We start from the raw sequence: 20,145 nt of genomic DNA, 5'->3' as shown, positions 1-20,145 counted from the left end.
ATGCCGGGGCGGGCCGCCGCGGTCCGTGGGTGGCGGCGGCTGCGCCGGCACCGCTGGTACGGCGAGGGGCCGTTGCACCTGGTGCTGATGCTCGGGTCGTTCGCGCTCACCGGTTATGCGGGGGTGCGGCTGCTGGCCGGCGGGCGGTGGCCGCTGGTGGTGGTGTGGTTCGTGGGGGCGGCGCTGCTGCACGATCTGGTGCTGCTGCCGCTGTACGCGCTCGCCGACCGTGCGGTGGTCCGGTGCACGGCGGGGACCCCTCGCCATCGGGCCTGGACGGCCTTCGTGCGGGTGCCCGCCGCGCTGTCGGGCCTGCTGTTGCTGGTGTGGTTCCCGCTCATCGCCTATGCGGCGGGCGGTGGTTGGGCGGTGCACTACGAGGCCGCGACCGGGCTGCCGGCCGGGGTGTTCCTGGGCCGCTGGCTGCTGATCACCGCCGCGCTGTTCGCGGGCTCCGCCCTGTGGTTGCTGTGCCGTACGGGTCAGCCCCGGCGGGCACTGGGCAGGCTGCGACGGCGCCGCAGGGCGACGAAGCAGCGCGCGGCGGACGGTGACTGACCCCTCCGGCCGGTGACGGACCACCGCTCGACGGGTGTCCAGCCCGCGGCGTCGGCGTACCGCAGCAGCGCGGGCGTGCCGACCCGGGCCCAGGGGAACGGGTCGGCGGTGTGGTGGCCCGTGTACGGGTCGCCGGCGACGCTGACCCGGGATCGTTCGTCGACGTCCGCGGGGACGGTCTCCACGATGAGCAGGCCGGTCGGGTGGACCAGTGCGGCGGTGCGGGCGAGCAGGGCGCGGGGGTCACCACCGATGCCAATGTTGCCGTCGAGGAGCAGCGCGGTACCCCAACTCCCCTCGCCCGGGAGGGGGTCGAAGACCGAGCGGCACAGTGCGGCGCCCCCGGCCGCGGCGGTGCGGGCGACCGCGGCCGGGCTGACGTCGATGCCGAGCACCCGCCTGCCCGGTGCGGTGAGCGCGGCGACCAGCCGTCCGGGGCCGCAGCCGAGGTCCAGGACGCTGCCCTCGCAGCGGCGCAGCGCCGCGAGGTCGGCGGCGTCCGCCGCGGCGCACCAGCGTTCGACATCCAGCGGCAGCAACCAGCCGTCGGCACGGCGCAGATAGAGCGGGCCGCGGCCGCGGTGCAGCGCCTCGGCGTAGGCGTCCGCGCCCCACGACGGCGGGTGCGGCGGGGCGGCCGGGACAGTGGTGCTCATCGGCCGGTCACCGGTGTCAGCCGGGCGAGGGTGGTGGCGAAGCGGCCGGTGGGGGCCTGGGCCGCGACCCGGTGGGCGTCGGCGGCGGTGTCGACGTCGCGGAGCACCGGCAGGTCGCCGATCCGGAGGCCGGCCGCGGTCAGGCGGGCGCGCTGGGCGGCGCCGGTGCCCGCGGTGGACATCGGGACACCGCGCAGCAACCGGGGGTCGGGGTCGGCGAGGCCGAGCGCCCAGAACCCGCCGTCCTCGGCCGGGCCGAACCAGGCGTCACAGTCTTCCCAGGCGGTCAACTCCAGTGCCGGCGCGAGGAGTTCGGCGGTCACCTGGGGGGTGTCCATGCCGAGGAGCAGGGTGGGGCCGGGGCTGGCGGCGAAGGCCGCAGCGAGCCGTTCGTCGAGGCCGCCGGCGCACTGCGGCCGGACCTCGAAGCCGTCCGGCAGCCAGTCCCCGGGACGTCCGTCGAGCACCACGGTCCGCCGCCGGGCGGGCATCGCGCGGACCGCGAGGAGGGTGTCGTGCAGGGCGGCCGCGGCCAACCGGGCGGCCTCGGCAGGGGTGTAGGGCGGGGTCAGCCGGGTCTTGACCCGGCCGGGCACCGGTTCCTTGGCGATGACCAGGATCGCGGTCGGCCCGTGCGGGGGCGGCGTGCGGTCCGCGGGGCGGGTCATCGGGCCGCCTCCTGCGCCGGGGCGGGCTGCGGGGGTTGATTGAGGACGGCCCGCATGTCGCGGACCGCCTGCCAGGTGCCGCGCCAGGTGCCGGTGACCTTCGAACGGCCGGTGCGCGGCCGGTAGGGCACCGGGCGCTCCTCGATCCGCCAGCCGGCGTCGGCGGCCCGCACGACCATCTGCAGGGGGTAGCCGCTGCGGCGGTCGGTGAGGCCGAGCCCGAGGAGTGCGGTGCGCCGGGCGGCGCGCAGCGGGCCGAGGTCGTGCAGCCGCAGTCCGGTGCGGCGGCGCAGCAGGTGGGCCAGGGCGAGGTTGCCGGCCCGGGCGTGTGGCGGCCAGGCGCCCCGTCCCTGGGGGCGCCGGCGGCCCAGCACCAGATCGCGGTCGCCGTCGCGGACCGCACGGACGAACGGGACGAGCAGGGACGGGTCCAGGGAGGCGTCGCAGTCGCAGAAGCAGACGATGTCCGCCTCGGCGGCCAGCAGTCCGGCGTGGCAGGCGGCGCCGAAGCCGCGGCGCGGTTCGCGGACGACGGTGGCGCCCAGCTCGCGGGCGATCTCGGCGGAGCCGTCGGTGGAGCCGTTGTCCACCACGATCGCGCGCCAGCCGGCCGGGATGCGCGCCAGCACCCAGGGGAGCGCGGCGGCCTCGTCCAGGCAGGGCAGGACGACGTCCACCGGGGCGGGCCGGGGGGCGGTGGGGAAAGCCGGGCCGGTGCCGGCGGGTGCGGCGGTCCGCATCTCCTCCCGGGCGAACTCGGCCATGCCCTCCTCGAATCCGGTCGCCGCCCGCCAGCCGAGGTCCTCGGCGATCCGCCGCGACGACGCGGTGATGTGGCGGACGTCGCCGAGCCGGTACTCCCCCGTCACCACCGGCGCCGGTCCGCCGTACGCGGCGGCCAGTTCCTGCGCCATCTCGCCCACGGTGTGCGGCACGCCGCTGCCGGTGTTGTACGCGGTCAGGGTGGCGGGCGCCCGGTCCGGCAGGGCGGTCAGGGCCAGTACGTTGGCGGCCGCGATGTCCCGGACGTGCACGAAGTCCCGCCGCTGGCCGCCGTCCTCGTACACGGTCGGGGGCTCGCCGCGGGCGAGGGCGGAGCGGAAGAACGAGGCCACCCCGGCGTAGGGGGTGTCGCGCGGCATGCCGGGGCCGTAGACGTTGTGGTAGCGCAGTGCGACGGCCCGGCCGCCGGTCGCCCGGGCCCAGGACGCGGCGAGGTGTTCCTGCGCGAGTTTGGTGGCCGCGTAGACGTTGCGGGGATCGGTGGGCGCGGCCTCGTCGACCAGGCCCGGCCGCAGCTCGGAGCGGCAGTGCGGGCAGCGGGGTTCGAACCGGCCGGCGTCCAGGTCCGCCACCGCGCGCGGACCGGGGCGCACCGCCCCGTGTGCGGGACAGGTGTAGCGGCCCTCCCCGTAGACCACCATGGATCCGGCGAGCACCAGGTGCCGGACCCCGGCGGTGGCCATCGCCGACAGCAGGACGGCGGTCCCCAGGTCGTTGCAGCCGACGTAGTCGGGGGCGTCGGCGAAGTCCTTGCCCAGGCCGACCATGGCGGCCTGGTGGCAGACCGCGTCGATACCGCGCAGGGCGGCCTCGACGGCCGGCCGGTCCCGTACGTCGGCGACGATCCGCCGGGTGCCGGGCCGCGCCGGCGGGGGTTCGCGGTGTGCCGTGGGCAGCAGGGCGTCGAGTACGAGGGGCTCGTGACCGCCGGCCAGCAGGGCCTCGACGACCTGTGATCCGATGAATCCGGCGCCGCCGGTGACCAGTACGCGCATGCCGGTCACGCTAAGCGCGGCCGGGCCGGAAGCCCCGCGCCACGGCCACCGTGTCACGGGTCCGTAAGATCCGGGCGTTCGTGACCGGCGGATGTTCCCGCCACTGCGATTCGGTAACGGGCTTCGGCGAGGTATTTCGATACGGCATATGTTGCATATGCTCAGGTCGGGGGTCTGGGGGCCGTTTTCGGACAGTCCGACGGCCGGGGCCCCCTCCACCCGATCACCTCACACCACACCGTCGGAGACCGCCTTGGCCGTGGAGAACGGGGAGCGCCGCACCGGCTCCCGTGTGCTGTCCGTGCTCCCCTACACGGTCATGGCCGTGGTCACCGCCGTCGACCTGACCGCGGGGCCCGTTGTGGGCTTCCTGCCGCTGGTGTCCCTGGGGCCCGCGTTCGCCGGACTGGTCGGCGGCTGGCGGCGGACCGCACTGGTCGGGCTGACCGCGTTCGTCCTCTGCCTCGGTCTGGGTGTCTACAACGGGGTGTACGAGAGCCGGCGGGGGCTGACCGCGCTGCTGTCGGTGGCCGGGGTGACCGCGGCCGGGGTGGTCGCCGCGGTGATGCGGCAGCGCCGGGAGGCCGAGCTGGCCAGCGTCCGCTCGATCGCCGAGGTGGCCCAGCGGGTCCTGCTGCGCCCAGTGCCGCGCAGCGCCGGTCCGCTGCGGATCGCGGTCTCCTACACGTCGGCGGTGGCCGAGGCCCGGATCGGCGGGGACCTGTACGAGGTGGTGACCTCGCCCGCCGGTGTCCGGATCATCGTCGGGGACGTCCAGGGCAAGGGGCTGGAGGCCGTGGAGAGCGCGGCGGTGGTGCTCGGCGCGTTCCGCGAGGCGGCGTACGACGAACCCGATCTGCCGGCCGTCGGCGAGCGGGTCGAACGGGCCCTGAACCGCCATCTGTCCGGCGAACGCTTCGTCACGGCCGTGCTCGCCGAGATCGGTGACGGTCCGCACGCCACCCTGCTCAACTACGGCCATCCGGCGCCGCTGGTCGTCCGCCCCGCCGGCACGGTCGGTTTCCCCGCGCCGCCGGAACGGTCCCTGCCGCTCGGCCTCACCTGGTACGCCGCAAACACCCCGCTGCCCTACGAGGTGCCGTTCAGCCCCGGCGACCAGCTGCTCTTCTACACCGACGGGGTCAGTGAGGCACGCGACGCGGCCGGCCGGTTCTATCCGCTCGACGACCGGGCGGCGCTGCTCAAGGACGCCGACCCGGAGGCCGCCCTGCGCGCGGTGCGCGAGGACCTGGTCGAGCATGCCGAGGGCCCGCTGCACGACGACGCCGCGATGCTGCTGGTCCGCTACCGCGACGAGCACTCCGCCGGCACCGCGGGGAGCGGCAGTCCGGCGTAGTTCTCGGCGAGTTCGGCCGCGGCGTGCGAGGCGGTGGCGATCCGGTCGAGCTGGGCGAGCTGCAGCCGGGTGTCGAACGGCGACTGGTCCGGGGCGGTGTGCAGGGTCGTCGTCATGAAGGCCGAGAAGTGCTCGGCGCGCCAGACCCGGCGCAGGCAGGTGGCGGAGTAGGCGTCCAGCAGGTCCGTCGAGCCGGTCGTGTGCAGGCGGTCCAGGGCGCGGGCGAGGACGGTGACGTCGGCGACGGCGAGGTTGAGGCCCTTGGCTCCGGTGGGCGGCACGATGTGCGCCGCGTCGCCCGCCAGCAGTATCCGGCCGTACCGCATCGGCTCGGTGACGGAACTGCGCATGGGCAGCACCGACTTGGCGGTGATCGGCCCGCGCGCCAGCTTCCAGGGGGCGGCGCCGGTGGCCGGGTCGACGGCCGCGCGGGTCTGAAGTTCGTCCCAGATCCGGTCGTCGGGCCAGTCCGCCGGGTCGGTTCCGTTGGGGACCTGGAGGTAGAGCCGACTGACGGTCGGGCTGCGCATGCTGAACAGGGCGAAGCCGCGCGGGGAGTGGGCGTAGACCAACTCGTCCGCGGCGGGCGGGACGTCGGCGAGCACGCCGAGCCAGGAGTACGGGTAGCCGCGCTCGTAGGTGCGGCGCTGGTCCTCCGGTACGGCCCGGCGCGCCACGCCGTGGAAGCCGTCGCAGCCGACGACGTAGTCGCAGTGGAGGGTGTGCACGCGGCCCTGGTACCGGTAGTGGACGGCGGGGCGGTCCCCGTCCGCCCCCTCGACGGTGAGCGCCTCCGCCCCGAACAACAGCGGTGCCCCGTCGGCGAGTTGGAGGGCGATGAGGTCCTTGACGACCTCTGTCTGGGCGTAGACCGTCACCCGGCGGCCGCCGGCGAGCTCCGGGAGGTCGAGGCGGTGGGCCCGCCCGGCGAAGCGCAGCTCGATGCCGTCGTGCACCAGCCCCTCGCGGTCCAGCCGGGCCCCGGCTCCGCAGCCGCGCAGCACGTCGACGGTGCCCTGTTCGAGGAGGCCGGCGCGCTGCCGCCGCTCCACGTAACCGCGGTCGCGGCTCTCCAGGACGGCGCAGTCGATGCCGGACCGGTGCAGCAGACGGGCCAGCAGCAGTCCGGCGGGGCCGCCGCCGATGATGCCGACGGTGGTGCGGCGGACGGGCGGTGGGGGTGTCACGGCGCGGTTCCTTCCGAGGGGTGCGGGGCGGGGACGCGGACCGCCGCGGGGGCGTCCGGCGGTGCGGCGAGGTGGCCGAGGAGGGCGGCCAGGACGGCGGCGGGGCGTTCGACGCCCGCGAGGTGGGCGGCGCCGGGCAGTTCGAGGAGGCCGGCGCCGGGGATGCCGTCGACGAGTGCGCGGGCGTGCGGGGGCGGGGTGGCCGGATCGGTGCGGCCGGCGACGACGAGGGTGGGGGCGGTGATGCGGGCGAGGTCGCCGCGCAGGTCGTAGCCGGCGAGGGCGTCGCAGCAGGCCGCGTAGCCGGCGGGGGCGATGCGCCGCCGCAGGGTGGCGAGCAGCGCGGTGGCCGCCGGGGAGGCGGCGAAGGCCGGGGTGAACCAGCGGTCGGCGGCGGTGTCGGCGACCGGCCCGAGCCCCGACCCGCGTACCAGCGCGGCCCGTTCGTGCCAGGCTTCCGGGTCGCCGAACCGCGCGGAGGAGCAGATCAGGACGAGCGAGGCGATCCGCTCGGGGTGGTGGGCGGCGAGCCAGGCGCCGACCGCGCCGCCGAGCGAGATCCCGGCGTAGGAGAAACGGTCGATGCCGAGGCCGTCGGCGAGCGTGAGGACCCCGCGGGCGAGGGCCGGGACGGTGGTGGTGGCGACGGAGGGGGTGCCGCCGTGGCCCGGAAGGTCCCAGCGCACGACGCGGAACTGCTGTGCCAGCAGGGCGAGTTGACGGTCCCAGACGTAGAGTTCGGTGCCGAGGGAGGGGCCCAGGACGAGCGGTGGGGCGCCGTCCGGACCGTCGAGGGTGTGGTACGGCGGCGGGCCGGCGGACGGGCGGGTCATGCGGGCTCCTGCGGGGTGTGCACGGTACGTTCCAGCGCCCGGTCCACGAGGGCGCCGGCGGACCCCAGGTAGGTGGTCGGGTCCAGGAGGGGGTCGAGGTCTTCCGGCAGCCGCTCCTCGCCCAGGGCGTCGCGCAGTGCCGTGGCCAGGGGGACGCCCTTCTCGGCGGTGCGGCGGGCCGCGGCGTCCAGGAGGCGGCGGGCCTCGGCGCGGCCGGTCCGGGTGGTGAGGGCCGCGACCAGGCGTTCGGTGACGACCAGGCCGCCGGTGGCGTCGAGGTGCTGGCGCATGCGGTCCGGATGCACCCGGAGGTCGGCAGTCAGTTCGGCGGCGTCCCGGGCCGCGCCGCCCACCAGCCGCAGGGCGTCCCGCAGCGGCTGCCATTCGGCGTGCCAGGCGCCGGCCGGACGCTCGTCCTCCGCGGCCAGCGCGCCGTACAGCACCGCGGCGAGCGCCGGTACCTGGCGGGCGGCGGCCGCGATCAGCGTGGCGCGCACCGGGTTGGCCTTGTGCGGCATGGCGGACGAGCCGCCGCCGCTGCCCTCCGACAGCTCGCCGATCTCCGTGCGGGAGAGGGTCAGGACATCGGCGGCGAGCTTGCCGAGGGCACCGGCGGTGAAGGCGAGCGCCCCGGCGAGATCGGCGACCGGGGTGCGCAGGGTGTGCCAGGGCAGGGCGGGTTCGGCGAGCCCGGTCGCGGCGGCGTACGCGGCGAGCAGCCGGGTGCCGGGGTCCTGGCCCGCGGTGTCCGGTGCGCGGCCGGCCTCGGCCCCGGCGTACGCGGGGAGGACGGCCGGTGTGCCCTCGGCCTCGGCGTACGCGTGGAAGGCGGCCAGGGTGCCGGCCGCGCCGCCCAGTTGGACGGGCAGCGTGGCACGGACGGCCGTGAGCCGGGCGTGGGCGTCGAGCACCAGGCTGCGCCAGCCCGCGGCCTTGAGGCCGAAGGTGGTCGGCACCGCGTGCTGGGTGAGGGTCCGGCCGGCCATCGGGGTGTTCCGGTGCGCGGCGGCGGTCCGGCCCAGCGCCTCGGCGGTCCGCGCCAGGTCCGCCAGTACGGGCTCCAGCGCCCGGGTGCAGACCAGCATGGTGGCGGTGTCGAGGATGTCCTGGCTGGTGGCGCCGCGGTGGACATGGCCGGCGGCCTCGGGGGCGCGGGCGGCGACCGCGGCGGTCAGGTCGGCGACGAGCGGGACGACGGGGTTGCCGGCGGCCCGGGCCCGGCGGGCGAGCGTGCCGGGGTCGTGCCGGCCGGGCCCGTCGGCCGCGGCGGTGACCGCGGCGGCCGCCTCCTCCGGCGCGAGCCCGACGGCGGCCTGGGCGCGGGTCAGCGCGGCCTCGGCGTCGAGCAGGGCGCGCAGATAGGCGACGTCCCCGGTGGCGTCGGCCACGGCGGAGCCGGCCCAGGAGGGCGCGAGCAGCCCCAGATCGGCGTCGTCGGGGGGAGGTGGGGGCGGTGCGGCGGCCGGGGCGGGACGGGTGGCGGAACGACGGGCCCGGTGGCGCGGGGCGTCGGAGCGGAGGTGGTCATCGGAACGCAAGGAAGACCGTCTCCTCGTGGGTGCCGTCGGCGGTCTGCTGCAACTGGACGTCGAAGCGGTAGCGGTCCGGGCCGTCCGGGTGGGCGAGCAGGGTGCGGGCCCGGTGGCCGGGCAGCCGGGACAGCAGCGGGTCGGCGGCGTGGGCCTCGGCGTGCTCGGGGAAGTAGACGCGGGTGAAGAGGTGGTGCAGCAGCCCGCGGGCGAAGACGCAGACGGCGAGGTAGGGCGCGGCGTCGGGGTGGCCGGCCGGGGCGGTGGCGGGCAGGGTGTGCAGGACGTAGCGGCCGTCGGCGTCGGTCGGGACCCGGCCGAATCCCGTGAAGTCCAGTCCGTGGCGGCCGATGACCGCACCGGTGACCGGGTCGCGGCGCAGCGAGCCGGGCGCGCCGGTGAGGCTGCCGTCCGGACCCGCCTGCCAGAACTCCAGCAGGGCGTCCGGCACCGGGGCGCCGTCCCCGTCCCGCACCAGGCCGTGGAGGGTGATCGTGCCGGGCCGGCCGGCCGGTGCGATCTGCTCGCCGCCGCGGAACGGGAGGGCGTAGCCGTAGAACGGGCCGATGGTCTGCGACGGCGTCGGGGGCAGCGGCGCGGCGGGAGTGGTGGCCGGGTCGGTGGTGGCGGCCGGGTCGGTGGTGGCGCGGGGCATCAGTGGCCCTCCTCGGTCCAGGTGGCGGACGGGCCGTCCAGGACGATGTCCCAGCGGTAGCCCAACGTCCGCCCGGGGCAGGACAGTTCGTGGTCGTAGGCGGCGACCAGGCGGGCGCGGGCGGCCGGGTCGGTGACCGACTGGAGGATCGGGTCGTAGGGGAAGAGCGGGTCGCCGGGGAAGTACATCTGGGTGATCAGCCGCTGGGTGAAGGCCGTGCCGAAGAGCGAGAAGTGGATGTGGGCCGGGCGCCAGGCGTTGTCGTGATTGCGCCAGGGGTAGGCGCCGGGCCTGATGGTGGTGAAGGTGTAGCGGCCCTGATCGTCGGTCAGGCAGCGGCCGGCACCGGTGAAGTTCGGGTCGAGCGGGGCGGGGTGCTGGTCGCGCCGGTGGGCGTACCGGCCGGAGGCGTTGGCCTGCCAGATCTCGACGAGCTGACCGCGCACCGGGCGGCCGGTGCGGTCGAGGATGCGCCCGGTGACGGTGATCCGCTCGCCGAGCGGCTCGCCCGGGTGCTGCCGGGTGAGGTCGGCGTCGAGGTCGGTGACGTCCGTGACGCCGAACGCCGGGCCGGTCAGCTCGACGGCCTCCGGGTCGGCCAGGTGGTCGATCTCGACCGGCGGGCGCCGGGGGTGGCGGGGGGTGCTGCTGCGGTACGGGGTGTAGTCCCGCGCGGGGTGCGCCGGGGCGGGGAGGCCGCCGGCCCGGTCCCGGTCGGCGGCGGCGGACCGCGCGGCGATCTCACGGCTGATGTCGGCCTGGGTGGGCAGGGGCGGTGCGGGCGCGACGAGCGGCCGGGGGCCGGGGAGCGGGGCGCCAGGTAGGGAGGCGGGAGTCGCGGGGGTGAACGGGGTCAAGGTCATGGGTGCCCTCTCCGTGCGGGTGGTCGGGGCGGTGCAAGGGGTCGAGGCGGTGCGGGTGATCGGGCCGGGTGGTTCCGGTGGTCGGGGCCGGTGGTCGGTTCCGTGCGGGCGGTCGGGGCCGGCCCGGGGGCCGGGGCGGTGCGGGAGGTTCCGGGTGCGCGAGCTTCGAGCGGTGACGGGCCGCGCCGGCACGTCCGTGGTGCGGCGCCCCTGCAGGATGCGGCTCCCGACGCCGGGCGGGTAACTACCTTTCGAGCACCATCGCCAGCCCCTGCCCGACGCCGATGCACAGCGTCGCGAGGCCCGTTCCGGCGCCGGCGGCCGCCAGTTGGTGGGCGACCGCGCCGACGAGCCGTGCCCCGGAGGCGCCGAGCGGGTGGCCGAGAGCGATCGCACCGCCGCGCGGATTGACGATGCCCGGGTCGAGCTCGGGCCAGCGGGCCAGACAGCCGAGCGCCTGGGCGGCGAACGCCTCGTTGAGCTCGACGGTGTGCAGGCCGTCGAAACCGCGTCCGGCCTTCTCCAGGGCCCGGGCGGCCGCCTCCACCGGGCCGAGCCCGAAGTACTGCGGCTCGATGCCGGTGACCGCGCTGCTGCGGATCCGGGCGAGCGGGGTGCAGCCGGAGGCGCGCAGCCCCCGCTCGTCCATCAGCAGCAGCGCGGCCGCACCGTCGCTGAGCGGTGAGGAGTTGCCGGCCGTGACGGTGCCCGCGCCGGCCGACGGCCCGGTGGCCCCGCGCACCGCGTCGCCCCCCGTACGGAAGGCCGGCCGCAGCGCACCCAGCGCCGCCGCCGAGGTGTCCGCACGGATGCCCTCGTCCTCGGCCACGTCCCCGTACGGCACGATCTCCGCGGCGAAGGCGCCGTCCTTCCGGGCCCGGGCCGCCTTCTCGTGGCTGGCCAGCGCGAAGGCGTCCTGCCGGTCGCGGGTGATCCGGTCGCGGTCGGCGATCAGTTCCGCGCCCTCGCCCAGCGCCACGGTCCACTCGCCGGGCATCTTGGGGTTGGTCAGCCGCCAGCCCAGGGTGGTGGAGTGCAGGGTCTGCGGCCCGGCGGGAAAGGCGCGGTCCGGCTTGGGCAGGACCCAAGGCGCCCGGCTCATCGACTCCACACCGCCGGCGACGGCCACCGAGGCGTCGCCCAGCGCGACGGCCCGGGCGGCCTGGATGACGGCCTCCATGCCGGAGCCGCAGAGGCGGTTGACGGTGACGCCGGGGACGGACACCGGCAGCCCGGCGAGCAGCACCGCCATCCGGGCCACATCGCGGTTCTCCTCGCCCGCGCCGTTGGCGTTGCCGAGCCAGACGTCGTCGATCGTGGCCGGATCCAGTCCCGGCGCGCGGTCCACCAGGGCCTTGACGACATGGGCGGCGAGGTCGTCGGGGCGGGCGCCGGACAGCGCGCCGCCGTATTTGCCGAAGGGGGTGCGGACGGCGTCGACGACGTACACGTCCCGGGGCCGGTCGGTGATCATCGGGTGGCGGTGTCCTTCCGTGCGCCGGCCGCCTCGGGCGTACCGGATGCGGGGGTGCCCTGGGGGGTGGCGGCCTTCAGGGCGCGCAGGGCGGCGAGTTCGGCGGCGGTGGGCGGGTCGGTGACGCCGATCCGGGCCGCCTCCTTGAGGTCCCAGCCGGTGGCCGCCCGCACCTGCTCGACCGTCACGCCCGGGTGCAGGTCGGTCAGGACGAGCTCGGCGGTGCCGGGGTCGGGGCGGAGGACGCCGAGGTCGGTGATGACGGCGGTCGGGCCGGCGCCGGGCAGGCCGAGCGCGGCCCGGTCCCGGGGGCCACTGCCGTGGCCGAGGGTGGTCACGAAGTCCAGTGAGCCGACGAAGTTGCGGCGGCTGTGCCGCAGGACCATCAGCACCTGCCCGCAGTTGGCGGCGATCTCGGGCGCGCCGCCGGCGCCCGGCAGCCGGCCCTCCGGTTTGCCGGGGCCGCGGTCGACGACGGTGGTGTTGATGTTGGCGAACCGGTCGACCTGCGCGGCACCGAGGAAGCCGACGTCGATCCGGCCGCCCTGCAGCCAGTAGTTGAACATCTCGGGCACGGACACCACCGCGTCGGCGGTGTCGGCCAGTTCGCCGTCCCCGATGGACAGCGGCAGCCGGGTCGGTTTGGAGCCGAGGGTGCCGGACTCGTAGATCAGCACCAGGTCCGGATTGACCGTGCGGCGGGCGAGGTTGGCGGCCGTACTGGGCAGCCCGATCCCGACGAAACAGGTCCGCGCACCGGCCAGTGCCCTAGCCGCGTTGACCTCCATGAGCTCGTCGGGGGTGCAGGACGGGGCGGGGGCGGGCGCGGGGGTGGCGGCAGGCTCGGGCGCCGGGGCGGGTGCGGGCGCGGGTGGGGCACCGGGCGCGGTGGTGGGGACGGTTGCCGCGGGAGAGGTGGTGGCGCCGCCCCTGATCCCTTCCAGCCACCGCCCGAACGCCGCGCGGTCCCGCGACATCCCGTCCCAGCGGCGGTAGAAGGCGTTGTCGCGGACCGAGTACCCGGCCGCGTAGGAGGGGTGGGCGCCGCCGGGGACGACCGCGACCGCGTCGACGACCCAGGTGGGCAGGACGACGCCGCCGGGGCGCGGCTCCAGGGTGTCGACGAGTTCCTCGACGGTCACCAGGACGCGCCGGGCGGCCAGCGCCGCCTCCTTCTGCACGCCGGTCAGGCCCCACAGCTGGACGTTGCCGGCCCGGTCGGCCCGCTGGGCGTGGATGACCGTGACGTCCGGGTTGAGGGCGGCGACGGCGGCCAGTTCCTCGCCGGTGAACGGGCAGGTGACGGTGGCGACCGTGTGCGTGCGGGAGGGGAGGTCGCTGCCGCGGTAGCCGCGCAGCACGGCGAACGGCAGCCCGGCCGCGCCCGCGGCATAGCGGTTGGCCATCCCGGCGTGGCTGTGCTCGTCGAGTTGCAGCGGGCCGGGCCAGCCGTTCTCGACCGCGTCCCGGAAGCGGTGCAGCGAGCCGACGCCCGGGTTGCCGCCCCAGGAGAAGACCAGCTTCGCGGCCACGCCCGCGCCGATCAGCTGGTCGTAGACCACGTCGGGGGTCATCCGGGCGAGCGTGAGGCCGGTGCGGCCCTGGCGGATGATCTCGTGTGCCGCGGCGAACGGGATGAGGTGGGTGAACCCCTCCAGTGCCACGGTGTCCCCGTCGTGGATCAGCTCGGCGACGGCCTCGTGCAACGAACGGATGTCGGCCATATCGGCCATGTCCTCCAGCCTCTGTGGATGATCCGGGCGCCAGGGAGGGAAAAGAGCGGGGGCTTCGGACCGAACGGGAAGATTGCGGCACCAGCGGGTTGTTCGCCCAGTGAACTTAAGTTCATAAGGCCGCTCCGAGTCTGGACCCCGCCCACGGGCCTGTCAACGGTCCGCCGGGTACGGTTCGCACGAGATCACCGCACCAGGGAGAGGCCATGACCCACCCCGCCCCCGCCGCACCGTCCTCCCCGGCCGCCCCGCCGGAAGCGGTGGGTCCGCTGATCCGCTGCCTGACCGTGCTGCGGGAGCTGTCGGCCGGCGGCGGCCGCCAGGCGGTGGGCGATCTGGTGCGGGGCACCGGCCTGGCCCGGTCCACCGTCGACCGGGTGCTGAGCACCCTCGCCCGGCTCGGTTACGTACGCGTCGAGGGCCGGGACGCGGTGCTCGCACCGCGGTTGCTGGAGCTGGGCAACGCCTATCTCGCGGCGTCCGGGCTCCCGGACCGGCTGGGCCCGCTCGCCGACCGGCTGGCCGACGAGCTGGACGAGTCGGTCTCGCTCGCGGTCCCGGACGGCGACGGTGTGCGCTTCGTCCACCAGGCCACCCGCCGCCGCGCGATGTCCCTCGCCTTCCGCATCGGCGATCTGCTGCCCGCCGAACGCGGCGCGCCCGGGGCGCTGTTCGCGGACGCCTGGGACGCGGCGGACTGGGAGCGCTGGCACCGCCGCCGCGCGGCCGACCCGACGGACGCCGGCTTCCCGGCCGTCCCCCCGCGCCCCGACGACGAGACGGAGTCCGCCACCGCCCCAACTGCCGTATTCGAGGGCCGGGTTGACACCGCCCGCGCGGCCGGCTGGTCGCTGGACGACCAGCTCATCGAACCGGGCCTGGTCGCGGTCGCGATGCCCGTACGGGACCCCTCCGGCCGGGTCGTCTGCGCGGTGAGCGTCGTCAGCCACACCAGCCGGCTGTCCGCCGCCGAGCTGCCCGGTGCGGTCCTCCCCCGGCTGCGCGACACGGTGACGGCCATGGAACTCGCCCTGACCACCCCGCAGACGGACCCGTCCGCACCGGAGCCGGGGGCCGCCGAGGGCGCGTCCGCCTCCTCCCACGCCTCCTGGATGCGGGCCTCCAAGCAGGAGCTGGGCCCCGAGTTCGTCGAATCCATGGCCCGCGGACTGATCACCCTCACCGCCTTCGGCGCCGGCCGCGCGGCACTCCCGCTCACCGCCGTCGCGGAGGCCACCGGCCTGGCCCGGGCCACCGCCCGGCGGGCCCTGATCACCCTGGAGCACCTCGGCTACCTCACCTCCGACGGCAAGCTCTTCCGGCTCACGCCGAAGGTGCTGGAGCTGGGCTTCGCACACCTCTCGGGCCTGACGCTGCCGGCCATCGCACAGCCCCACCTGGCCGCGCTCGTCGAGCGGGTGCACGACTCCGCCTCCATGGCGGTCCTCTCCGGCGACGACATCCAGTACGTCGCCCGGGTCCCCACCGTGCGCATCATGAGCGTCAACATCACCCTGGGCACCCGCTTCCCCGCCTACGCGACGTCCATGGGCCGGGCCCTGCTCGCCGGCCTGCCGCCGGCGGAGGTGTCCGCCCGGCTGTCCCTCACCGACCTCCGCCCGTTCACCCGGCACACCGTCACCGACGAACAGGCCCTTCTGAGCATCGTCCGGCAGGTCCGCGCCGACGGATACGCCCTGGTCGACGAGGAACTGGAGGAGGGCCTGCGCTCGCTCGCCGTCCCCGTGCGCGACCGCACCGGCGAGGTCGTGGCCGCCGTCAACGTCTCCACCCACGCGGGCCGCACCACCCCCGCCGGCACCCGCGACGCGATCCTCCCGGCGCTGCGCGAGACAGCCACCGCCATCGAGGCGGACCTCGCGGTGGCCGGCCGGTACGTACGGATCCCGGCCCTGTGACGGCGCTTTCCGTCCCGCCGCCGGAGCCGGACTGGGAGGTGGCCCCCGCCTATCAGGGCGGAAAGCGCAACCCGGCCTTCCAGGCGAGCGCATGGGAGTACGCCGCCGCGAACTTCCGGCCGGTGGCCGGGCTGCGGGTCCCCCTGGAGGCGCTGGCCGCCCGCCTCCGCCTGACCCTCGAACCCAGCTGGGACGACCTGGGCGAGATGCAACTCGCCGTGTTCCGCGTACGGACCACCGACTTCGCGCTCACCCGGCACGACGGACAGGAGGTCGTCCTGGTGTGGCTCGGCCGCGGGACGCCCGAGGAGGACGCCGCCCTGGGGCTCCTGCTGACCGTATGCGGCCTCGACCGCCGCGCCCTGCGCTTCGCCGGCAACCCGACGACCGGCTTCACGCACTTCGAGGAGCCGCTCACCTGACCGGGCTGCCGACGAGGCGACGGCCGACGCCCCTTGGCGTACGCCCAGCGGGCCTACCGCGCCGCTCCCGCCCGCTACTCCGCCCCCGCCTGTGCCCCCGCCGGAACCGGAACCGGCGCTCCGCTGCCGAACCGGCGGGCCGCCGGCACCAGGCCGATCGCGAGGGCACCCACCAGGCCCGCCAACGCGAAGGCCACGAAGCCCAGTGGGGCGTTGCCGCCGGCCGCGAGGACGCCGCCCAGCCAGGGGCCGACCACGGCACCGGTGCGGCCGATGCCGGTGACCCAGCCCATGCCGGTGGCGCGGTCGGCGGCCGGGTAGACGCGGTCGGCGGCCGCGTAGACCATCACCTGGGCGCTGAAGAGCCAGATGCCGGTGACCGCGACCACGGCGTAGGTGAGGGCGAGCGGCAGATGCGCCCTCAGCAGCAGGGCACCGGCGGCGGTGAGCAGGAACCAGAGGGCGGAGACCCGCACCGGGCCGTAGCGGTCGGCGGTGCGGCCGGCGATGAACATCCCGACGACGGCGCCGATGTTGATGACGAGCAGGAAGCTGACCGAGGAGGTGAGGCCGTACCCGGAGGCGCGCATCATCTGGGGCAGCCAGGTGCCGACGCCGTAGACCAGGAGCAGTCCGCAGAACGAGGCGAGCCAGAGGAGCGGCGTCGCCCAGCGGGCGCCGGGGCGGAAGAGGGCGAGGACGGAGGACGGCCGGCCGCCGGTCCCGTGGGCCGGCGCGTCGGTGGGGCCGGGGCGGGCCATGCCGTAGCGGTCGGCGACCGCATGGGCCTCGGCGGTACGGCCCTTGGCGAGCAGCACCCCGGGGGACTCCGGCAGCAGGCGCAGCAGCAGCGGGATGGCGATCAGCGCGGGCAGCACACCGGCCCAGAAGATCGAGCGCCAGCCGAGCGCGGGGGCGAGGGTCATGCCGAGGCCCGTCGCGAACATGCCGCCCACGTGGTACGAGGTCATCAGCAGGCCGGTGGCCAGTGCGGCCCGGCGCGGCGGGGCGAACTCCAGCACCATGGACAGGCAGATGGGCAGCAGGGAGCCGAAGCCGAGGCCGGCCAGGAACCGTCCGGCGCCGAACGGCGCGGGGGTGCCGGAGAGCGCGCAGACCGCCGAGCCGAGGGAGAAGAGGGCGACGCTGGCGGCGAGGACCGGGCGGCGGCCGAGGCGGTCGGTGACGGGTCCGATGGCGAGGGCGGCGACCAGCATGCCGAGCGTGGTCCAGCTGCCGATGGTGCCGGCCGTGGCGGGGCCGAGCCCGAGCCCGGGGTCGTCGAGCATCCGCGGCATGACGGCGCCGTAGACGTTGACGTCCATCCCCTCGAAGAAGACGGCGAGCCAGCACAGCGCCAGGACGGGCGCGACGGAACGGAAGGTATGGCGCGGAGCGGTGGGTGGCATGGGCACCTCGGGCACCTCGTCTTCGGGATACGGCGAGCGGGCTACCGGCTACCGGCTACGGCTACGGCTACGGACTACCGATCTCTCGGGCGGCGCTCGTTCGCCTGGTGAACTTTCGTTCGCTCGTGGGCCAGGATCATCTGCGCCGGTCCGGGGAGGTGTCAATGGTTCGAACGGCCAAGGCCGTTACGCGTTACCCGTTCGCCGGCCCCGCCGGCCCGTCGTGCCCCTTCCGACCCTCCCGGCCCGCCCGGCCTTCCTGGCCCGCCCGACCCTCCCGGCCGTCCTCGTCCCGCTTCCTCGACTCGGCGGCGCGCTTCTCCGCCAGCCGCCGGGCCATCTCCTCGCGCGCCTCGGCGGTGGCGGCCGACGGCCAGACCCGGTCCAGTGAGGCGTTCATCGCGGCGCCGACCAGCACCGCGAAGGCCGAGACGCCGATCCACAGCAGCACCGCGACCGGCGCCGCCAACGAGCCGTAGATCGTGGGCCCCTCGACCGTCGAGACCAGGTACAGCCGCAGCAGGAAACTGCCCAGCACCCAGATGCCGAGGGCCACCACCGCCCCGGGAATGTCCTCCGGCCAGGGCGACCGGACCGGCACCGAGAGGTGGTAGAGGGTGGTGAGGAAGGCGACCGACAGCAGCAGGACCACCGGCCAGTACAGCGCCCGGACGACATGCTCACTGGCCGGCAGCAGGCTCACCACGGCGTCCGGCCCGGCCACCATCAACGGCAGCGCGACCGCGCCGACCAGCAGCCCGGCGACGTACAGCGCGAACGACAGCAGCCGCGTCCTGACGATGCCGCGGCGGCCGTCGAGCCCGTACATGATCGTGATGGTGTCGACGAAGACGTTCAGGGCGCGGGAGCCGGACCACAGGGCGATGGCGAAGCCGAGCGAGATGACGTCGGGTCGGCGGCCGGTGAAGACGTCGTTCAGCAGCGGCCGGGCGACCTCGTCCACGCCCTTGTCGGAGAGCACCGTGCCGGCCACGCCGAGGATGTGCTGCCGGACGTTGTCGAGGGTGTCGTGCCCGATCCAGGTCTGGGTGTAGCCGAGCACGCCGAGGAGACCGAGGATCAGCGGCGGCAGCGACAGCAGGCACCAGAACGCCGCCTCGGCGGCCAGTCCGGTGACGCGGTAGGTCATGCAGGAGTGGACGATGTCCTTGAGCAGCAACCAGGCCAGCCGGCGCGTGGAGACGTTGCGGTAGAGCACACGGGCCCTGGTCAGACGGCCCGCGTGCCGCTCGGTTGGTTCGTTCTCCGGCTGCACCTCCTTACCGTAGCTGCATGGCAGCCACCACTCACACGGTCACGAACCAGCCCCCGCCGCTGGTCGGATACGACGTGTTCGCGAGCGACCCGGCCCTCACCGAGGGCATCACCCGGCACATCGCCGCCGACCGCCTGGACGAGGTCCGCCAGGAACTGGGCCGGCTGGGGGAAGCCGCCGGCTCCGCGCACGCCCAGCAGTGGGGCGAGCAGGCCAACGCCCACCCCCCGGTGCTGCACACCCACGACCGCTACGGCCACCGGATCGACGAGGTGGAGTTCCACCCGGCCTGGCACCGGTTGCTCGGCCACGCCGTCTCCGCCGGGCTGAACGACGCCTGGTCACGGCCGGACGGCCATCTGCGCCGCACCGCGGGCTTCATCGTGTGGACCCAGGCCGAGGCGGGCCACGGCTGCCCGCTGTCGATGACCCATGCGGCGGTGCCCGCACTGCGCCACGAGCCGGAGCTGGCCGCCGAATGGGAGCCGCTGCTGACCTCGTGGATCTACGAGCAGGAGCTGGGACCGGCCGCCCGGAAGGCCGGCGCGCTGGCGGGCATGGCCATGACGGAGAAGCAGGGCGGCAGCGACGTACGCGCCAACACCACGCGCGCCGAACCGCTGTCGGCTCCCGGCGAGTACGCGCTGACCGGGCACAAGTGGTTCTGCTCGGCACCGATGTCCGACGCGTTCCTGGTGCTGGCCCAGGCGCCGGGAGGACTGACCTGCTTCCTGCTGCCGCGGGTGCTGCCGGACGGCACCCGCAACTCGTTCCGCATCCAGCGGCTCAAGGACAAGCTCGGCAACCGGTCGAACGCCTCGGCGGAGGTCGAGTTCGACGGGCGGACGTGGGCGCGCCGGGTCGGCGAGGAGGGCCGCGGGGTGGCGACGATCATCGAGATGGTCGCGGCGACCCGGCTGGACTGCGTCAGCGCGTCGGCGGCGGTGATGCGGCAGGCGGTGGCCCAGGCGCTGCACCACACCGCGTACCGCGAGGCGTTCGGCCGCCGGCTGACCGACCAGCCGCTGATGCGCAACGTCCTGGCCGATCTGGCGCTGGAGTCGGAGGCGGCGACCACCCTCGCACTGCGGCTGGCGGCGGCGTACGACGGCGGCACCGAACAGGACCGGCAGCTGCTGCGGCTGGCGGTCCCGGCGGCGAAGTACTGGGTGACCAAGCGCTGCACTCCGGTGGTGGCCGAGGCGATGGAGTGCCTGGGCGGCAACGGCTACGTCGAGGAGTCGGGGCTGCCGCGGCTGCTGCGCGAGGCGCCGCTGAACTCGATCTGGGAGGGTTCGGGGAACATCCAGGCGCTGGACGTGCTGCGCGCCCTGCGCCGCGAACCCGGGGCGCTGGACGCCTACTTGACCGAGATCGGTACGGCGCGCGGCGCGGACCACCGGCTGGACCGGGCGATCAAGGGGATGCTCACCGAACTCGCCGACCTGGAGGGCATCGAGGCCCGGGGCCGGCGCCTGGTGGAGCGGATGGCACTGGTGCTCCAGGGCTCACTGCTGGTACGCCACGCACCCCCCGCCGTCGCGGACGCCTTCTGCGCCTCCCGCCTGGGCGGCGACGCCGGCGCGGCCTTCGGCACCCTGCCCCACACCCTGGACCTGGCAGCGGTGGTGGACCGCTCCCGGCCGGTGCTGGAGCACTGAGGACGGCAGCCGACGGCGCCGAGTTGCCGAGGCAACAGACGTGCGGCGGCTCCGAGTTGCCGAGGACCCGGCGCCACTGACCGGTGAGCTTCCGACCGGTGAGCCTCAGCCGATCGGTGAGCCTCAGCCGATCGGGGAGGCGCCCCGGGCCCGGGCGGGGTCCCTTA

General features: G+C 75.6%; 17 protein-coding genes and 2 pseudogenes. 5 read left to right on the top strand and 14 right to left on the bottom strand.

The annotated features are described in order from the left end of the window. On the top strand, positions 1 to 558 hold the full coding sequence (locus ACZ7MX_RS26165; protein WP_472135747.1) for a hypothetical protein: 558 nt from the start codon (positions 1 to 3) through the stop codon (positions 556 to 558). On the opposite strand, the gene ACZ7MX_RS26160 is transcribed toward ACZ7MX_RS26165, so the two are convergent. The 4 genes and pseudogenes from ACZ7MX_RS26160 to ACZ7MX_RS26145 form a co-directional block, all read right to left on the bottom strand. Next, a complete protein-coding gene (locus ACZ7MX_RS26160) occupies positions 483 to 1,214 on the bottom strand; it encodes a class I SAM-dependent methyltransferase (protein WP_472135667.1) in 732 nt (243 codons plus the stop codon). The two genes, ACZ7MX_RS26165 and ACZ7MX_RS26160, sit on opposite strands and share 76 nt — an antisense overlap. Next, positions 1,211 to 1,882, bottom strand: coding sequence for a TIGR04282 family arsenosugar biosynthesis glycosyltransferase (locus tag ACZ7MX_RS26155; protein WP_472135666.1), 672 nt, complete (start codon positions 1,880 to 1,882; stop codon positions 1,211 to 1,213). Before ACZ7MX_RS26155 ends, ACZ7MX_RS26160 begins: the two co-directional genes overlap by 4 nt. Then, entirely contained in the window at positions 1,879 to 2,622 is a 744-nt protein-coding gene (locus tag ACZ7MX_RS26150) for a glycosyltransferase family 2 protein (protein ID WP_472135746.1), read from the bottom strand. The genes ACZ7MX_RS26155 and ACZ7MX_RS26150 overlap by 4 nt, the downstream gene beginning before the upstream one ends. Continuing rightward, positions 2,602 to 3,660, bottom strand: a pseudogene (locus ACZ7MX_RS26145) (NAD-dependent epimerase/dehydratase family protein); the annotation flags it as partial. The pseudogene ACZ7MX_RS26145 and the gene ACZ7MX_RS26150, both read right to left, overlap by 21 nt. A 253-nt stretch (positions 3,661 to 3,913) precedes the next feature. Here ACZ7MX_RS26145 and ACZ7MX_RS26140 point away from each other — a divergent pair. Next, positions 3,914 to 5,017, top strand: a complete 1,104-nt coding sequence (locus ACZ7MX_RS26140) for a PP2C family protein-serine/threonine phosphatase (RefSeq protein WP_472135665.1) — start codon at positions 3,914 to 3,916, stop codon at positions 5,015 to 5,017. Here ACZ7MX_RS26140 and ACZ7MX_RS26135 read toward each other — a convergent pair. The 8 genes and pseudogenes from ACZ7MX_RS26135 to ACZ7MX_RS26100 form a co-directional block, all read right to left on the bottom strand. Continuing rightward, positions 4,966 to 6,204, bottom strand: coding sequence for a 4-hydroxybenzoate 3-monooxygenase (locus ACZ7MX_RS26135; RefSeq protein ID WP_472135664.1), 1,239 nt, complete (start codon positions 6,202 to 6,204; stop codon positions 4,966 to 4,968). The two genes, ACZ7MX_RS26140 and ACZ7MX_RS26135, sit on opposite strands and share 52 nt — an antisense overlap. Continuing rightward, on the bottom strand, positions 6,201 to 7,037 hold the full coding sequence (pcaD, locus tag ACZ7MX_RS26130) for a 3-oxoadipate enol-lactonase (protein ID WP_472135663.1): 837 nt from the start codon (positions 7,035 to 7,037) through the stop codon (positions 6,201 to 6,203). Before pcaD ends, ACZ7MX_RS26135 begins: the two co-directional genes overlap by 4 nt. Next, positions 7,034 to 8,461, bottom strand: coding sequence for a 3-carboxy-cis,cis-muconate cycloisomerase (gene pcaB / locus ACZ7MX_RS26125; RefSeq protein ID WP_472135745.1), 1,428 nt, complete (start codon positions 8,459 to 8,461; stop codon positions 7,034 to 7,036). The genes pcaD and pcaB overlap by 4 nt, the downstream gene beginning before the upstream one ends. A gap of 100 nt (positions 8,462 to 8,561) precedes the next feature. After that, on the bottom strand, positions 8,562 to 9,221 hold the full coding sequence (gene pcaG, locus ACZ7MX_RS26120; RefSeq protein WP_472135662.1) for a protocatechuate 3,4-dioxygenase subunit alpha: 660 nt from the start codon (positions 9,219 to 9,221) through the stop codon (positions 8,562 to 8,564). Further along, positions 9,221 to 10,084 carry a protocatechuate 3,4-dioxygenase subunit beta gene (gene pcaH / locus ACZ7MX_RS26115; RefSeq protein ID WP_472135661.1) on the bottom strand — a complete coding sequence of 288 codons (864 nt, stop codon included), beginning with the start codon at positions 10,082 to 10,084 and terminating at the stop codon, positions 9,221 to 9,223. Before pcaH ends, pcaG begins: the two co-directional genes overlap by 1 nt. A gap of 244 nt (positions 10,085 to 10,328) precedes the next feature. Beyond that, positions 10,329 to 11,558 carry a thiolase family protein gene (locus ACZ7MX_RS26110; RefSeq protein WP_472135660.1) on the bottom strand — a complete coding sequence of 410 codons (1,230 nt, stop codon included), beginning with the start codon at positions 11,556 to 11,558 and terminating at the stop codon, positions 10,329 to 10,331. Further along, on the bottom strand, positions 11,555 to 12,346 hold the full coding sequence (locus tag ACZ7MX_RS26105) for a CoA-transferase subunit beta (RefSeq protein ID WP_362139058.1): 792 nt from the start codon (positions 12,344 to 12,346) through the stop codon (positions 11,555 to 11,557). The genes ACZ7MX_RS26110 and ACZ7MX_RS26105 overlap by 4 nt, the downstream gene beginning before the upstream one ends. Before the next feature lie 147 nt (positions 12,347 to 12,493). Next, positions 12,494 to 13,282: pseudogene (locus ACZ7MX_RS26100) on the bottom strand (CoA transferase subunit A); the annotation flags it as partial. A 215-nt stretch (positions 13,283 to 13,497) separates the two neighbouring features. Here ACZ7MX_RS26100 and ACZ7MX_RS26095 point away from each other — a divergent pair. After that, positions 13,498 to 15,210: an IclR family transcriptional regulator domain-containing protein gene (locus tag ACZ7MX_RS26095; RefSeq protein WP_472135659.1), complete on the top strand. Its 1,713-nt coding sequence runs from the start codon at positions 13,498 to 13,500 to the stop codon at positions 15,208 to 15,210. Beyond that, positions 15,207 to 15,632 carry a hypothetical protein gene (locus ACZ7MX_RS26090; RefSeq protein WP_472135658.1) on the top strand — a complete coding sequence of 142 codons (426 nt, stop codon included), beginning with the start codon at positions 15,207 to 15,209 and terminating at the stop codon, positions 15,630 to 15,632. The genes ACZ7MX_RS26095 and ACZ7MX_RS26090 overlap by 4 nt, the downstream gene beginning before the upstream one ends. Positions 15,633 to 15,706: 74 nt before the next feature. On the opposite strand, the gene ACZ7MX_RS26085 is transcribed toward ACZ7MX_RS26090, so the two are convergent. Further along, a complete protein-coding gene (locus tag ACZ7MX_RS26085; RefSeq protein ID WP_472135744.1) occupies positions 15,707 to 17,041 on the bottom strand; it encodes an MFS transporter in 1,335 nt (444 codons plus the stop codon). Between the two features lie 193 nt (positions 17,042 to 17,234). Next, positions 17,235 to 18,317, bottom strand: a complete 1,083-nt coding sequence (locus tag ACZ7MX_RS26080) for a YihY/virulence factor BrkB family protein (RefSeq protein ID WP_472135657.1) — start codon at positions 18,315 to 18,317, stop codon at positions 17,235 to 17,237. 17 nt (positions 18,318 to 18,334) lie between these two features. Here ACZ7MX_RS26080 and ACZ7MX_RS26075 point away from each other — a divergent pair, with 17 nt between their 5' ends. Further along, on the top strand, positions 18,335 to 19,978 hold the full coding sequence (locus tag ACZ7MX_RS26075; RefSeq protein WP_472135656.1) for an acyl-CoA dehydrogenase family protein: 1,644 nt from the start codon (positions 18,335 to 18,337) through the stop codon (positions 19,976 to 19,978). Positions 19,979 to 20,145: the final 167 nt, after the last annotated feature.

The sequence above is a fragment of the Streptomyces sp. NPDC107765 genome, from assembly GCF_055657085.1.
Note: the sequence above shows the minus strand (reverse complement) of the source record. Positions and strands in the feature narration are given on the sequence as shown.